14 protein-coding genes are annotated in these 14,736 nt (G+C 46.1%); 8 read left to right on the top strand and 6 right to left on the bottom strand.

Annotation, left to right across the window (positions count from 1 at the left end; translation table 11 throughout):
• Nucleotides 1-476 precede the first annotated feature (476 nt).
• The gene (locus QUB44_RS20715) at nt 477-1,298 is read right to left on the bottom strand and encodes an SDR family NAD(P)-dependent oxidoreductase (RefSeq protein ID WP_333370354.1); all 822 of its coding nucleotides are present in this window, start codon (nt 1,296-1,298) and stop codon (nt 477-479) included.
• 753 nt (nt 1,299-2,051) lie between these two features.
• Entirely contained in the window at nt 2,052-3,485 is a 1,434-nt protein-coding gene (locus tag QUB44_RS20710) for a carotenoid oxygenase family protein (protein ID WP_333370352.1), read from the bottom strand.
• 73 nt (nt 3,486-3,558) lie between these two features.
• On the opposite strand from QUB44_RS20710, the gene QUB44_RS20705 reads away from it, so the two are divergent.
• From QUB44_RS20705 to QUB44_RS20675, 7 genes are all read left to right on the top strand, one after another.
• Nucleotides 3,559-4,575 carry an LD-carboxypeptidase gene (locus QUB44_RS20705; protein WP_333370386.1) on the top strand — a complete coding sequence of 339 codons (1,017 nt, stop codon included), beginning with the start codon at nt 3,559-3,561 and terminating at the stop codon, nt 4,573-4,575.
• A gap of 97 nt (nt 4,576-4,672) precedes the next feature.
• On the top strand, nt 4,673-5,440 hold the full coding sequence (locus tag QUB44_RS20700; protein WP_333370384.1) for a class I SAM-dependent methyltransferase: 768 nt from the start codon (nt 4,673-4,675) through the stop codon (nt 5,438-5,440).
• Nucleotides 5,441-5,661: 221 nt separating this feature from the next.
• Nucleotides 5,662-6,663, top strand: coding sequence for a cytochrome c oxidase subunit II (locus QUB44_RS20695; protein ID WP_333370350.1), 1,002 nt, complete (start codon nt 5,662-5,664; stop codon nt 6,661-6,663).
• 78 nt (nt 6,664-6,741) lie between these two features.
• Nucleotides 6,742-8,547, top strand: coding sequence for a cytochrome c oxidase subunit I (ctaD, locus tag QUB44_RS20690; RefSeq protein WP_333370349.1), 1,806 nt, complete (start codon nt 6,742-6,744; stop codon nt 8,545-8,547).
• A 200-nt stretch (nt 8,548-8,747) separates the two neighbouring features.
• Entirely contained in the window at nt 8,748-9,371 is a 624-nt protein-coding gene (locus QUB44_RS20685; protein ID WP_333370347.1) for a heme-copper oxidase subunit III, read from the top strand.
• Nucleotides 9,372-9,533: 162 nt separating this feature from the next.
• The gene (locus tag QUB44_RS20680) at nt 9,534-9,815 is read left to right on the top strand and encodes a hypothetical protein (protein ID WP_333370345.1); all 282 of its coding nucleotides are present in this window, start codon (nt 9,534-9,536) and stop codon (nt 9,813-9,815) included.
• A gap of 169 nt (nt 9,816-9,984) precedes the next feature.
• Nucleotides 9,985-11,214 (top strand): hypothetical protein, encoded by a 1,230-nt coding sequence (locus QUB44_RS20675; protein ID WP_333370343.1) that lies wholly within the window; start codon nt 9,985-9,987, stop codon nt 11,212-11,214.
• A gap of 14 nt (nt 11,215-11,228) precedes the next feature.
• Here the strand turns inward: QUB44_RS20675 and QUB44_RS20670 are convergent, their stop codons facing one another.
• From QUB44_RS20670 to QUB44_RS20655, 4 genes are all read right to left on the bottom strand, one after another.
• Nucleotides 11,229-11,528 carry a (2Fe-2S) ferredoxin domain-containing protein gene (locus QUB44_RS20670; protein ID WP_333370340.1) on the bottom strand — a complete coding sequence of 100 codons (300 nt, stop codon included), beginning with the start codon at nt 11,526-11,528 and terminating at the stop codon, nt 11,229-11,231.
• Nucleotides 11,529-11,651: 123 nt separating this feature from the next.
• Entirely contained in the window at nt 11,652-12,626 is a 975-nt protein-coding gene (locus QUB44_RS20665; protein ID WP_333370338.1) for a cysteine synthase A, read from the bottom strand.
• Nucleotides 12,627-12,691: 65 nt separating this feature from the next.
• Complete coding sequence (locus QUB44_RS20660; protein ID WP_333370336.1) at nt 12,692-13,273, bottom strand: Uma2 family endonuclease; 582 nt, start codon at nt 13,271-13,273, stop codon at nt 12,692-12,694.
• Between the two features lie 300 nt (nt 13,274-13,573).
• On the bottom strand, nt 13,574-14,212 hold the full coding sequence (locus tag QUB44_RS20655) for a peroxiredoxin (RefSeq protein ID WP_333370334.1): 639 nt from the start codon (nt 14,210-14,212) through the stop codon (nt 13,574-13,576).
• A 160-nt stretch (nt 14,213-14,372) separates the two neighbouring features.
• Between QUB44_RS20655 and QUB44_RS20650 the strand changes: the two genes are divergently transcribed.
• Nucleotides 14,373-14,648 carry a hypothetical protein gene (locus tag QUB44_RS20650; protein WP_333370332.1) on the top strand — a complete coding sequence of 92 codons (276 nt, stop codon included), beginning with the start codon at nt 14,373-14,375 and terminating at the stop codon, nt 14,646-14,648.
• Nucleotides 14,649-14,736: the final 88 nt, after the last annotated feature.

Raw genomic sequence — 14,736 nt, 5'->3', positions numbered from 1 at the left:
CGACAATCCGACAATCCGACAATCCGACAATCCGACAATCCGACAATCCGACAATCCGACAATCCGACAATCCGACAATCCGACAGGGAATGAATTCCCTGTCTCATAGCTAAAGTCCTCTAAAGAGGACTGAGAAGAAGCATTTTTGGCATTGCTAATTCAGGGTATGAATCAACTTTTCGCTTGATGTTATAAAACTCACCATACTTGTCTTATAGCAATTGGGAAATCTGAATTCCTACCTGTATTCAGCAACGCCGAATGTTTAAACTCATTAGTCCTCTTCAGAGGACTTTAGCTATGAGACAGGGATTTCAATCCCTGGCGGACTACCGGGTGGGCGGACTACCGGGTGGGCGGGCTGACAGCTTAAGTTGACACCAATGGGCCGAAGAGCCCGGAACGGGCATCTTGCCCGTTCCACAAAGAATGAGTTTTATTGTGGGTTGGGCCGGAAAGCCCGCCCATAAAAGGGTTTATCGCCCGCTAGCCAAAGCCTCCCGCAATTTACGACCCCGCGATTTATCCCGAAGTTCTGGAGTCGCCATCCGCAACACAAAATCCAGCAGCCAAGGCGCAATTCGGTGACACCAAACTGCTAGATGACTTTGGTATCCTACTAAGATTTCCGGCGCATCTTTGTGCAATCCCGCGACAAGTGCTAGGGCAACTTTTTCGGGAGTTGTGGGCACTACCCACCGGAATTGCTCCAAGTCTCGCACCATGTCGGTATCTGTTAGAGATGGCAGCAAAGCTGTGACTCGAACATTGTACTGAGTTAACTCGCTCCGCAAAGCTTGGGTGAATCCCAAAATGGCAAATTTGGTAGCAGAATAAGTCGCCATTGTGGGAGCCGCTATTTTGCCCATTAAGCTCGAAACATTGACGATTGTTCCCTCTCTTTGAGTCGCCATTCGCCGAGCTATCAAGCGGGTAATTGTGTAGGTTCCGAGCAAGTTTAAGGCGATTTCTTCCTCGATTAACGGCAGCGGGGAACGCAAGAAAGATGCTTGGTGGGCGACGCCTGCACAGTTGACTAGCAGGTGAATGGGGCCGCAATCTCGCCAAGCTTGGGCGATCGCAATATTCACCGCTACTGACTGAGTTAAATCCAAAGCTAACGGCACTACTTCTGTGCCCAAAACATCGATTTCCTCTGCCAGTTCAATTAATTGCCTGCGGTTGCGCGCCACAATCAACAAGCGTTTGACTCCTTGTCTCGCTAATTCCAGGGCGATCGATCGCCCAATTCCGCGCGAAGCCCCTGTAACAAGAGCTGTTTTTCCTTGAAGTTGCATAGATTAAACCTTTTGGTAGATGCTCACTGCGGCACGGAGTTATGAGTTGTGAGTTGTGAATTATTAGCTATGAGTTGGATGTTTTGGCGGTAACAACTCATAATTCATAATTGTTGAAAAGGCTATCTTGTTCCGATAGACCTCATTTACTTGTGGGGTTAACTCAAAACTAAAAACTTTTGAATCGCTAACGTGCGCGTGAGCTGAACTAAACTTTTGGTTTGCCAGAAATCAGTTAATTATCTGGTCTTTTAACCTCATGCCAGCAGACAAAGCTGAGATGGGCAAACCTAGTCATAAATCCTGGCCAAGCGGGCTTTATTACCGCTTTTATTCAGTTCGCGGAGGCGCACTTAGCCTGTGTAGCCGCGAATAAACTGGCCGGGGATTGGTGATCCGCGAATTTGTCATTTACCGGGGTTGGAGAACCCCTCTTTGTTCAGTCCGTGAAGGCGGACTTTGCCTGTGTAGCTGCGAGTAAACTGGCCGGGAATATTCGCCGGGATTGGTTATTCGCCAGGGCTTAATTACCCCTCTTTTTTTAGTCCGCAGAGGCAGACGATATCCTGTGCAACCGCGACTTAAAATCGCCGGGGATTCGTGCGAATTGGCACAGGATAATTGAGCAATGCAGATTATCAATTCCACACCTCCTAGATATGAGAATTTCCTATCTACACACACCTTAACAACTTGACAGAGAAGCGGCAACAATTTTTAATAAATCTTCCGCAACACTTCTTTACAATTTTCTCATACTGCCGATTTCCAAGTGCCGTGAAAGCCCAAAGGTATGACACCGGGCAATTCTAGCTGGCAAACAGGTTCGCGGGAAAGTCCGTCGCTGTCATATATCCAGACTTCGCTGCTGTCAGAATTGCCGTCATAAATAACTGTTACTATCCAACCTTTCTCCGACGAAATATCTGGAACGTAGATGGGTTCTGCGGGATAGCGATTTTCGCCACAGTCGGCAATTGTGAGATTGCGGCTTTGCGTGTCCAAACGGGCGATCGCACCATAACGTTCCCGTACAATATCAACGTCAGGCCGATACATTGCCAGATAGATATATCGCGAGTCTTGCCCTATTTCTGAAGCAGGTACGATCGGAAATTCGCAAGGTTGATCCAACAATTCTTCGGCTGCTGTCACTTTTCCCGTCTGAGGATTGAGATGCACCCGCCACAGAGTCCCCTCCGCATCGGTGCGAGTTTCACCCGCCGCTACTTCTTTCAGTCGCTGATTAGTTTGAAAGTCAGCGAAGCGCACAAAATCAACCGCTACCGAACCATCTTCCTTGACAAAACCGTTAGCAAAATGCCACTGAAACCAAGAATCGGTTTCGCCGCGACTAACTAAAGAGAGAGTTTCAGAGTCAACAACTAATATCTGAGTACCTAACTCCGGTTTCCATTCAAAAGAGTCGCCGAAACTGCTAATTCCAGCTAATACGGGCAAAAATTTGAGTCGCACCGGCGGTACAAAAAATATTAGATACTTTCCAGCTAAAACAAAATCGTGGATCATGGGAATTCCATCTAAAGCAACAGTTGCTTGTTGCACAATTTTGCCTGTAGGATCGCTTTTATACAGATTCAACTTTGTACTGGCACCCGGTGTAGTTCCAAAGTTAAAAATATGGCCAGTAATCGGATCGCGCTTGGAGTGAGCGGAATAAGAAGATCCACTCTCTAAACTTCCTAAATCGTCCGTTCCCTGAGTTTCCAGAGTTTGCAAATCGAGGCTGTGAGGCAAGCCGCCTTCCCACAAAGCTAAAAGGCGATCGGGCAAAGCTAAAACTGAAGTATTGGCAGCATTTTTAACAGATTTAGTCCACCGCAACCACGCAGGCACCGGTGCTGTCATGCCATAATTACTGTAGAGAAATTTATCAGCTTTTTCCTCAGCTTGATATCCCGCTGTCTGCACGTAGCGATAAACAGCAGCAGCACCGGCATCGGTAAAATGTACCGCCAAAATTGCACCGTCGCCATCAAACCAGTGTCCCGCAGCAACACCGCCGCGTTCCAAACGTGCGGGCCCGTTACGGTAGAGAGTGCCGCGCAATCCTGCGGGAATTTTACCGCTTTTAATGAATAGCTGAGTCAGCGGAAACTCTGCAGCAGGAAGGGCTAAAGCTTGAGCCCAAGATTTTTTAGCTGAGATTTTAGTGTCGGTTTTCATTGTAAACTCGCAATTTTAAACTGATATGGCAGAGATTTTGCTATACAATTATAGCAAAAATTACCTAACAGCTATGACTCTCCGCCGCCGCGCTCTGCTCACAACTTTTGGGCTGACTGCTATTGGTACTCAGCTTTTGCCGCTCGCCCAAACCAATCTATCTCCCCAAAGTGCGATCGTTAAGCCGCGCCGCCTGCAAATCGGCGACACAGTAGCTTTAATCAATCCTGCTGCTTTCAACTACAAAAAAGAAATCGAGGACTTTTTTAAAGTTATCGAAAAGCTGGGTTTAAAAGTTAAATTGGGAGAGCATTTTTACGATCGCTACGGCTATTTAGCCGGCAAGGATGCCGATCGCGCCGCCGATGTCAACGCAGCCTTTGCCGATGACTCAGTGCGAGCTATTTTTACCGGGATGGGCGGCTGGGGCTGTGCTCGGATATTGCCGCTCCTGGATTACAATATTATCCGCAACAATCCTAAAATTATTATGGGATTCAGCGATATTACTGCACTGTTATTGGCGATTTATGCTAAAACTAATAGAGTTACTTTTCACGGCCCTTTAGGTGCGTCAACTTGGAGTCCCTTTACAGTAAATTACGTCAAAAAAGTTTTGTTTGAGGGAGGTTCTGTGACGATGCAAAACTCCCAAAGCGTGCAAGTTCAAACAATCGGGCGGGGCACAGCTAGGGGAAAACTAATCGGTGGAAATTTATCAGTAATCGCAGCAATGGTGGGTTCTGCATATTTACCGCAGTGGGAAAACAGTATTTTGTTTGTCGAGGAAGTTGGCGAAGAAGTTTATCGCATCGATAGAATGTTGACGCAGCTCAAATTAGCGGGCATTCTTGATAAAATATCCGGTTTTATTTTCGGACAGTGTACCAAGTGCGAAGCTGAAAAACCGCAAGAGTCCCTAACTTTACCTCAAGTCTTGTCCGACCACATTCGCCCTTTAAATATTCCCGCGTGGTATGGTTCAATGGTGGGACACATCCGGGAACAGTTCACTTTGCCGATCGGTCAAGAAGTCGAAATGGACGCTGACTCTGGTACAATTAAATTGTTAGAATCCGCTGTCAGCTAAATCTTAAACTATTCTCCATATTCGCGAGGCTCGTCCTCTGGTTCTGCATTACCGCGCAGAGCCTGGTAATGAAAAAATTAAACATACAATTAGGACGATCGTGAAAAAAATCGCACAATTCATTAAACCCTTAACAGTAATAATATTGACAATTCTTTGCATCTTGCCGCTCAATGCCTGTGCTGCTGCAGAAGCAAGTAAAACCGCCAGTGACGACCAAATTTATCAGCAGCGAACAGTCCACAATCCAGACGGCATCGGCAAATTTTACATGGGTCGAGAAATTGCCCAAGTCATGGGATATCAAGGCGCTAGTTGGCTAGAAAGACCGTCTCGCGGCATGGAAGAAAAATCAGCTCGATTAGTCAACAATCTCGATTTAAAACCCACCGATATTGTAGCAGACATTGGAGCGGGAACGGGATATATTAGCTTTCGCATCGCTCCCTTAGTTCCACAAGGAAAAGTTTTAGCCGTTGACGTGCAGCCGGAAATGATTAATTTTCTGGAATTGAATAAACAAGAAAAAAAAATTGCTAACGTTGAGCCAGTTTTGGGCAGTATCGACAATCCGAATTTGCCAGAAAACAGCGTAGATTTAGTTGTAATGGTGGATGCTTATCACGAATTTGCATATCCCAGAGAAATGATGCAAGGAATTGTGAAAGCACTCAAACCGGGAGGCCGCACGGTATCGATCGAGTATCGGGGCGAAAACCCACTGATTCCCATTAAAGGCTTGCACAAAATGACGCAGAAGCAGGTGAAAAAAGAAATGGCAGCCGTCGGTTTAGTATGGAAAGAGACCAAAGATATGTTACCTCAACAGCATTTGATGGTGTTTGAGAAAAAATCTCAAATTTAGCAGCCAAACAGAGCGATTGTTTAGCATTTTTACTCATTTTTGTCAAGGTACAAAAGACGTACTTTTGAGGCAATCGGGCGATCGGTCAAAAATTCTAAGCCTTAAGTAACCCTTAAGAGAGACATTTTACTAAAAATACCATTTACAATTAAAAATTGATAACCCAGAGGCGCTTCCTTCATTTTTCAAGCGAAGAAGTGTCGCTATTAAGAAGTACCAGCGTGAACATTCCCAGTTCCATCCTCACCATGCTCGCCGGCATCGGAGTGACTCTGATCAGTCTCTGGTACGGGCAGAATCACGGTTTGATGCCGATCGCCGCCTCTGACGAAGCATCCGACATAGACGCACTTTTCAATACAATGATGACCATTTCCACTGGACTATTTATCATGGTCCAAGGAATTCTCATCGTTGCTGCAATTAAATATCGCCGCCGTCAAGGAGACAACACAGACGGGCCGCCTTGGCATGACAACTTTCCCTTAGAAATTCTTTGGACAGCCGTGCCAGCGGTGATTATTTTAGGAATCGGAGTCTACAGTTTTGAGATTTACAACTCAATGGGAGGCCTCGATCCGATGGGCAATCATGACCACGGCACGATGCAAGCGCACTCTAAAATGCGGGGAAGTGCGATCGCAGCCACACTCTCAGATACACCGCAAAACGCCCCTCAAATTCCGTCTCCAAAACTCGTTGCTTTAGGCGTAGGCGCTTCCCCAGAAAATGAAGACAAACCAGCAGACTTAGTTGTAAATGTCACAGGTTTGCAGTACGCCTGGATATTTAGCTATCCAGAAAGCGGCGTTAGTTCTGGCGAACTGCATATGCCAGTCAACCGCGACGTACAGCTAAATATCGCAGCCCAAGACGTGCTGCACGCATTTTGGCTGCCGGAATTTCGCCTCAAACAAGATGCAATTCCTGGGCGGCCGAGCGAACTGAGATTTACACCAACTAAAACCGGCGAATACCGGGTTGTTTGTGCTGAATTGTGCGGCGCTTATCACGGAGCGATGAAAGCTTTAGCAGTCGTTCACACACCAGAAGAATTCGACGGTTGGCTGCAAAGCCAGCAAGTTGCTAGCAGTCAAAACTTAGAGCAAGCAGTTGCAGTCAATCCAGGGGAATTGTCAGACGGTGAATTTTTGGCTCCCTACGTCAGGGAAATAAAAATTAATTCCGAAACCCTAGAACAACTTCACCCAACTCATCACTAAAAATAGTCATTAGTTCCTGGCACTGGGTCTTTGATCCTTAGCTAATAACTAATGACTAATAACTAATGACTAATAACTATGACACAAGCACAGTTCCAAGAAAGTGCAAACACTGAGGCTCGCGGAACAGCGCCCGCCGATAGACATTGGCGCGACTACTTCACTTTTAATACCGACCACAAAGTCATCGGTATTCAATACCTAGTCACAACATTTATTTTCTATCTAATCGGCGGCGTGATGGCAACTTTGGTGCGAACAGAACTCGCCACCCCCGACTCCGATTTTGTCACCCCCGAACTCTACAACAGTTTATTTACTGTTCACGCCACGGTGATGATCTTCCTGTGGATCGTACCCGCCGGAGCCGGATTTGCTAACTTTTTGATCCCCTTAATGATCGGGGCAAAAGACATGGCATTTCCCAGGCTGAATGCCGTTGCCTTTTGGATGATTCCCGTAGGTGGCGTGTTGCTGTTGAGCAGTTTTTTGGTAGGAGCTCCACAGGCGGGTTGGACTTCCTATCCGCCTTTGAGCTTAGTTACTGCTCAAGCCGGGGAAGAAATTTGGATTCTCAGCGTTTTGATTCTGGGAACTTCTTCGATTTTGGGGGCGGTAAATTTTGCCATTACCATCTTCACCATGCGCGTTCCGAGCATGGGTCTCAATGATATGCCCTTGTTTTGCTGGGCGATGATTGCGACTTCAGCGCTGACTTTGATTGCTACTCCAGTCTTAGCTGCAGCTTTGATTTTGCTGTCGTTTGACTTGTTAGCGGGGACGGCATTTTTTAACCCGACCGGCAACGGCGATCCCATCGTCTACCAGCATTTATTCTGGTTTTATTCGCACCCGGCAGTTTACATTATGATTATGCCCTTTTTCGGGGTGATTTCAGAAGTTTTGCCGGTGCATTCCCGCAAGCCAATTTTTGGTTATTTGGCGATCGCCTATTCGAGTCTCGCTATCAGCTTTTTGGGCTTGATCGTGTGGGCGCACCATATGTTTACCAGCGGCACCCCCGGCTGGCTGCGGATGTTTTTTATGATCACGACTATGATCATCGCCGTACCAACTGGGATTAAAATATTTAGCTGGTTGGCAACTATTTGGGGAGGCAAACTCCGGCTTGTCAGCGCGATGCTATTTGGCATGGGTTTTATCTCAACATTTGTGCTCGGCGGCATCACCGGGATCATGGTAGCTTCCGTACCTTTCGACATTCACGTTCACGACACTTATTTTGTCGTCGCTCACCTACACTACGTGCTATTTGGCGGCTCAGTGTTTGGCATTTACGCTGCTTTTTACCACTGGTTCCCCAAAATGACCGGGCGGATGATTAATGAATTTTGGGGTAGAGTTCACTTTGTTTTAACCTATGTTGGCTTTACTGTAACTTTCCTGCCGATGCACGCTTTGGGGATGCAAGGAATGCCTCGGCGCGTGGCAATGTACGACCCGAAATTTACCACAATTAATGTCATTTGTACTGTCGGTGCTTATATGCTGGCAGTCTCTACAATCCCGTTTATCATTAATGTGATTTGGAGCTGGAGGTATGGCCCGAAAGCAGGTGACAATCCTTGGCAAGCTTTGAGTTTGGAATGGATGACGACTTCGCCGCCCCCGATCGAAAATTTTGAAGGAGTGCCGGTATTGGCCACGGGGCCTTACGATTACGGCATGGAAAAAATTCAGAATACAGGGGAACGTCTCAGGCTCAAGCTGAGGGAAAATGCCACCCGCAACGCCCAGAAAACAGGTATTCCTGTTGCGGAGGCTCAAGCTTCAACTTTCTTGGGCGGTACTGCAACTTTGGTCGCTCCTGAATCAGAGATAGATGTTGATTCTCCTGCTGATGAAAGTCAAGATGGCGAATAGTTATTAGTTATTTGGGCATTGGGCATTGGGCATTGGGCATTGGGCATTGGGCATTGTTAACTGTTGACTGTTGACTGTTAACTGTTAACTAATGACTAATGCCAACTGCCAACTGCCAACTGCCAACTGCCAACTGCCAACTGCCAACTGCCAACTGCCAACTGACAACTGACAACTGACTTCTTCATTACCAATTTATTATGCAAATTCCAGCGATCGATCCGACAAAAACAGCCCTAAATTACCACCACGAGGGCGAAGTAGAAGCACACGGCGTCGAGCATCCCGACCACCGAATGTTAGGTGTAATTGTGTTCCTGTGCGCTGAAGGCATGATATTTTTCGGTATGTTTGCCGCGTATTTGATTTATCGGGCGATGGCCCCCGTGTGGCCTCCTGAAGGTACGCCAGGGCGAGAGTTATTGCTGCCGGGAATTAATACGATAATTCTGATTGCTAGCAGTTTTGTAATTCACAATGCTGATACTGCAATCAAAAAGAATGATGCCACCGGAATGCGGAATTGGTTGCTCGTAACTATTGCTATGGGCGCAGTTTTCTTGGCAGGTCAGGTTTACGAATACACTCATTTAGAGTTTGGCTTGACGACTAATTTGTATGCCAGTTGCTTTTACGTTTTGACTGCTTTTCACGGCTTGCACGTTACGTTTGGAGTGCTGCTGATGGCGGGGGTGGTGTGGCGATCGCGCGTGCAAGGTCACTATTCTAGCGAGCACCACTTCGGAATCGAAGCGACTGAGATTTACTGGCACTTTGTGGATGTGATTTGGATTGTTTTGTTTCTGTTACTGTATATTTTGTGATCCCAGAGGCTTTTTGGCCTCTGCCACAAGAGATTTGTATGACCCCCAATTGGGGGTTTTTTATTGTTTGGAGAGTGCGATCGAGCTTCATTCACATGAATCAAAGCCGATCGCGCTAAACTCAAAGTAGCAATTCCCCTATCCAGCAGCCTTGAGAAAATTATGCAGTGCGAATTGTGCGATCGACAAATGGAAGCATTAACCGCCCATCACCTCACCCCCAAACAAAACACCAAGCGGAAAAACGAAGATCCCAGCCTGACAATCGACATTTGCTCAGCCTGTCACCGCCAGATTCACTCTCTATTTGACAACAAACACCTCGCCCAAGAACTCAACACCCTGGAAAAGCTCAAAAATGAGCCTGAACTCCAGAAATTTATCTCTTGGATTAAGAAACAAAAAACCGACAAACGCATTCAAGTACGCGGCAAAAAAGCTTGAGCGCAATGCGCGAGCTCAGATATATAGTCCTGGACGCAGTTACTGCCTGAAACCCGGTTATTCATAAATTTTTCGTTTTTCAAACAAAATTTTGCATAGCAACCCGGTTTGTTTGCGTAAATCCTAGTATAGTGATTTACTTATTCGTAACAAGCTGCCAACAATTATCATGAACCTCACCTCCCTCGAACTCGCAAAAGACCGAGCGCGCATCTTCAAAAACTATCTCCAAATGGAAATAGATGCCAAAGCTAACATAAACAAACTAGCTTTTTTAGACCGGGGCATTGAAAAGTCCCCTTATCAACAACAAATTAAAAACTATCCCGATTATCTCAAACAGAAACCCGACGGCTTAAAAGTAATTAGCTCTATTCCCGGGCCCAATAATCCCCTCAAACTTACCGCCTTTCCCAGCCTGGGAGAACTACCTCAAATTAACTCTCAAGCTTTAAGTTTCCTCCACGAAGACATCAAAGAAGCCTGCGTTTGCATTGGTACTTTTGTAGACGGCAAAATTCAGGCACAGTGGCTGGGAAAAAACGCACTTACCAATGCTGAGCAGTGGAGTGCCACTAAAATTATCCCGCTCCTTAATATCGTCAGTCAAATAAATAGCAAATATCCCGACTGCGACATTGACAACTGCGTTGTTAGAGATGGCAACGGGCTAAGACACGATTTTTACTTTTACGATGTAGCAAAAGACATGATTAGCTATGCCTCAAATATAGCAAGTTCAAACTCCTTAGCCGCGATGTTCAAACGTTTCGATACTCGCATAGGACTAGAGCAATGGCTGAAGAGCGCTACTGGCAATAACGACCTAATTTTTCGCGGCGATTACGGCGAAAATCCTTATCTCAACAACCCAAAAATCTTCGATCTCACCAAAAAACAAGTGCTTTTAAGTGCCGCATTAAACAGCACCAAACAAAAAAATTCCGTATCTGCTTATGACTTGACCAGGCTAATTTCTATGTTAGGATGGCACTTCCATATCGAACAGCGATCGCGCATGAAAGCATCTCAGTGGAACAGCTTAGAAAGCATTGTCAGAGCAATGGGACATGACAGCGCTCGATATGTGGACGTAGCAATTAAAACTTTGGGGATGGATAGCCTTATCACTTCTCCAGTAATTATATCAAAATTGGGTTACGGACTCAGCTCGATCAGGGGAACCCTAGAAACAGTTTATGTGGCTTTAGTGCGGTTTGTTGACGAGCGGCCGAAAGCGGCGGGAAAGTCGGCAAAACTTAGAACTTTAGCCATGACTTTGCGGGCAGAAAAAGTTTTAGACGGTTCCAGTGTCGATCGCCTAGCGATCGAACTCGACGCCAGATTTTGCGCCGAAGTCACGGAAATTCTCCGCCGGTTGTTTGCGGAAGAATTTTAAACGAGGGCGATCGACTACTTAGAAAGTCGGTGAAACTTGCGGTAAAGCATCCTCTCCACCGGCTTTCCTCCCCGCAAATGTTGCTCAGTTATTGCCACAACTTCTTCAGGGCAAACACCGCTGTACCAAACCTCTTCTGGCAGCACCAACACCATCGGCCCGTTGCCACACTGTCCCAAACAACTGCTAGCAACAAATTCAACTTCTGAGGGTGACAATTTCTGAAAAGCTGCCAGTATCTTTGCTGAATTTTGCTTGCGACAAGTGCGGTTTTGGCAAACAAGAACTTGCCTAGAAGATTCGATCATTTTCATATTTTTTTACTTGACATTCTGCTACATATATGCTATTTTTTTATCATGGGAATAGGTGCGCGCATATATGCCCAGATTTTATATATGCCCAGATTTTAAGGTGCGCCGCAGCGCACCCTACGATTAATCTGGTGACAAACCTTTGGAAGCCAACCATTGTCGATCGAACAAACGCGACTGATACCGAGCCCCGCCGTCGCAGAGTACCGTAACAATCGTATGTCCAGGCCCCATTTGCTTCGCTAAAGCCACGGCCGCCCCCACATTAATCCCCACAGAACCGCCCATAAACAGCCCTTCTTTCCTCAGCAGTTGGTAAATCACCCGGACAGCTTCAGTATCGTCAATTTGGATGGCGTCGTCTACCGGGGCATTCTCCATATTTCCAGTCACGCGAGTGGTGCCAATTCCCTCAGTAATCGAACTACCTTCAGTCTTAATTTCCCCAGTTTTGAAATAACTGTAAAGCCCGCTGCCCATCGGGTCTGCCAAGACAATTCTCACAGCAGGATTTTTTTCTTTCAAAAACATTCCTACGCCCGCAAAAGTGCCGCCGGTACCAGTAGCTGTTACCCAAGCATCAATTTTCCCGTTTGTTTGTTCCCAAATTTCCGGGCCAGTTGTCTCGTAATGAGCTCGGCGATTGGCTAAATTGTCAAACTGATTTGCCCAGACTGCATTCTCCAGTTCCGAAGCCAATCTTCCCGACAATTTGACATAATTATTCGGGTCTTTGTAAGGAACAGCAGGAACAGTCCGAACTTCAGCACCCAAGGTTTTCAAAGCATCGATTTTTTCTTGAGATTGGTTATCTGGAATCACAATCAAACATTTGTAACCTTTAGCGTTGCAAATGTGGGCTAAACCGATGCCAGTATTGCCTGCAGTGCCTTCAACAACGGTGCCGCCCGGTTTCAGCAAGCCTTTTTCTTCTGCATCTTTGATGATGTATAAAGCAGCCCTATCTTTAACGGAACCGCCGGGATTGAGAAACTCTGCTTTGCCGAGAATCTCGCAGCCTGTTTCATCGCTGAAGCTGTTTAAGCGAATTAGTGGCGTGTTGCCGATTGTGCCTACAAAGCCGTTTTTAATATCCATATTTTTTGCGTGTGTGTATCCTATGATTAATTTTTACAATAAGTTGATATTTATTGCTAGGAGTTCTACCAAATCTTGCTCATATTGAGTACGAATCCGGGCAAAACGGGGTCGCCGCTAACTGTAGCCGGATTCTCCAAACATTCCTCTGGCAAACCAGGACGGTAAATATAAACTCTGCGATTTTTGCGGTCAATTAACCAGCCTAACTGCACTCCTGGTTCTCTCATATATTCTTGCATTTTTTCTTGCAATGGCTTGAGATTATCAGAAGCAGACCTGAGTTCTACTACAAAATCCGGGCAAATAGGTGGGAATTTATCTTGCTGTTCTGGTGACAAAGCATTCCACCGTTCCAGTTTAATCCACGAGGCATCTGGAGACTTGTCACCCATTGAAAGCTTAAATCCCGTACTGGAGTCAAAACACATACCGGTTCCATCTTGCCGAGCCCAAATATACAACTCTCCAAAGACGCTACCGCTGCGATTTCCTGTTGTTCCACCAGTAGGGGGCCTAATTACCAATTCTCCCGATTTGTTGCGTTCAATGCGTAACTCACTATTGATTTGACAGAACTCGAAAAACTCGTCGTCTGTCATTTGCAACTTGGGCGGCATTCGCAACACAATTGTTGATGACACCATTTTGCCTTTCCTCCACTCTAAATTGTTCAGACAAGATTGCACAATTTATTTTTTTGTAGTGAGGACTTGAGTCCTCAAAAATCAGGATTAAGGACTCAAGTCCTAGCTACAAGCTGGTGTGGTATCAATTCCGGTTGTATCGGAATGATTAAACCACAGAGGGCACAGAGGACACAGAGAAAGAGAAGAGAGAGATAATAATTCCGATGTCAACGGATTTGATATGACGCGCGAATTATAGAGGTAAGGTGCTCCGCGGGCACCCTACATAATTAGGTTCTGCTTCCAGGAATGTTAAACCTATTTATTCGGCTGAGGAGTCATCCGCAAATAAGGCTTAATCGGGGTGTAGCCTTTAGGAAATTTCTCTGCCAACTCTGCGGGGTCGGTAATCGAAGGTACGATTACGCAATCGTCGCCGTCTTTCCAATCAACCGGAGTCGCAACGCTGTATTTGTCGGTAAGTTGCAAGGAATCAATTACTCGCAAAATTTCATTAAAATTGCGACCCGTACTCGCCGGATAAGTAATGCTCAAACGCAATTTCTTTTCCGGGTCAATAACAAAAACTGTGCGGATTGTTAAGTTGTTTAGCGAGTTGGGATGGATCATATCGTAAATGTCGGAGACTTTACGATCGCCATCTGCTAAAATCGGATAGTTGAGGGTGACTTTTTGAGTTTCCTCAATATCTTTAATCCAGCCCATGTGAGAATCCACATCATCGACGCTGAGGGCAATGGTTTTGACGCCCCGCTTTTCAAATTCCGACTTTAGACGGGCCACTGCACCGAGTTCTGTGGTGCACACTGGAGTATAGTCTTTCGGGTGAGAAAACAACACGACCCAGCTATCGCCAGCCCAGTCGTAGAAATTGATTTCGCCTTCAGAGGAAGCTTGGGTAAAGTTGGGAACTGTATCGCCTAATCGCAGAGTCATAACTGATTTCCTCTAATTTTATTTAAGGACTGTTCCTTATCATGCCATAATTGCCCGGTTTCTCGATCGAGCTGTAAAGGATTCTAAACTTTTTGGTCGATCGATCGGCAATTCCACTACTGTAATGTATGTGTGGCTTATACCGCTGAATTTTCTTGCTATGCTTTACTTTTTGCTTAAGGCAATACAGCCTATTTTAGTGCCGCTGTGTTTTGTGTCCGCCTGGGGTTTAGTTTTTTTGCTGTGTTCGAGTATCGGGCGTACTGTCTCCGACTCCCTGCGTCGAGCTCAGCGGATGCACCAAATCCCTTGTGCTAACTGCGTATTTTTCACCGGCGACTACCACCTCAAGTGTCCCGTTCAGCCTACTATAGCTTTATCTGAAGATGCGATCGACTGTCCTGATTATCGAGGGCATTCGGGAATTTACGGTTAAAAAATCCGACCGCCGCTTTACATATTTCTTAACATCTCTGGGTCTTTCAATTAAACTTAAGTTGTGGTAAAGAGATTTTCAGGAGAGG

The organism is Microcoleus sp. AT3-D2, assembly GCF_036705715.1.
Lineage (GTDB): Bacteria > Cyanobacteriota > Cyanobacteriia > Cyanobacteriales > Microcoleaceae > Microcoleus.
Note: the sequence above shows the minus strand (reverse complement) of the source record. Positions and strands in the feature narration are given on the sequence as shown.